We start from the raw sequence: 1,120 nt of genomic DNA, 5'->3' as shown, positions 1-1,120 counted from the left end.
AGGCCTAAGCTATCCGCGACATCTCGGACACTGCGCCCTTTATCAACAACTTCTTGTGCAACTTCGAGTCTAAATTCTGGAGAGTATGTTGGTCTTGTTCGTTTGCTCATTTTGATACCTAGTTAGTTGATGGTGATAATATCACCTCTAATTAGGTGGCCAAAATTAGTGTGCCACTACAGCAGCGTTAGCGGCCATGGAGTGTATTTAACAAAGGATTGTTGCTGCGATGCAAATGGACTTGGATGAAAGAGAAAGCCTAGCAGCTCTTCAAACCTATTTTTGGCTATTCCATGCCATAGCTTCCCCGTTTCTAGGGTTTATTTTCGTAACACATGTCTTCCTTCGTGGACTGTGCCTTATTGCCCAAGATACCTTCGTACTTCATCTTCCAGCTCTCAATATAAACCGATAAAGGATTTCAGTGATGTCTATGTCTCCGTGTAGTTATGCATGTTCTCAGTATGAAGTGAGTTCAGCTCAGCGAGATAGTTACAGTGTATTAAATAACTTACGTTGTTTACTGTTGGTGATTTTTCTTCTTTTATCAGCAAGCTTGTCGGCAAATACTCGAACTATCATTGTTGATACTGACATAACTCAGGGAGCAGATTATTCGAGCCTATCAGAAGCTATTTTAGGGGAGACTGGAACGCTCTCTGCCCCACTAACGATTCGTGTCAGAGCATCATCAGGCCTACCAGATACTATGAAGGTAAGAATTGATGATATTGAGACGACGACTGATTCGCCGCTCACTATCATATTTGAAGCTGGTTATATTCTTGACCATACGGCTACAAAGGATAATCAATACGCGGTTGATATTAGAAGTGACTATGTCAATTTGCTTGGAGAAGGTGGAAAGATAGTCGTTCGAAATAATGGCTATAATTTGGCGGTAGGGGTTTCTAGTGGTGAAAAAGAAACTGCCGATTCGTTGATCACAATTAGTAATATGATTATCGAGGGAGTTAGTTCGGGCTATCGAACTAATTTCGGTATTTGGGCAAGGGCTAAGAATACTAAGCATGTGCTAAAGAACAACGTAATTTATGGGTTCATTGGCGAGGGTGCGTATGGTGTCAAACTTAATGGGGAAGGGTATGTTTACAATAAT

2 protein-coding genes are annotated in these 1,120 nt (G+C 41.3%); one reads left to right on the top strand and one right to left on the bottom strand.

Annotated elements, in window-relative coordinates:
• Positions 1-110, bottom strand: a 110-nt coding sequence (locus tag A3756_RS29380; RefSeq protein WP_156490760.1) for a transposase, incomplete at its 3' end; no start/stop codon positions are given.
• Positions 111-427: 317 nt separating this feature from the next.
• Here A3756_RS29380 and A3756_RS25005 point away from each other — a divergent pair.
• Positions 428-1,120 (top strand): hypothetical protein (locus tag A3756_RS25005; RefSeq protein WP_156490759.1); only part of this gene is annotated, 693 nt, incomplete at its 3' end.

Source organism: Oleiphilus sp. HI0086, assembly GCF_001635225.1.
Note: the sequence above shows the minus strand (reverse complement) of the source record. Positions and strands in the feature narration are given on the sequence as shown.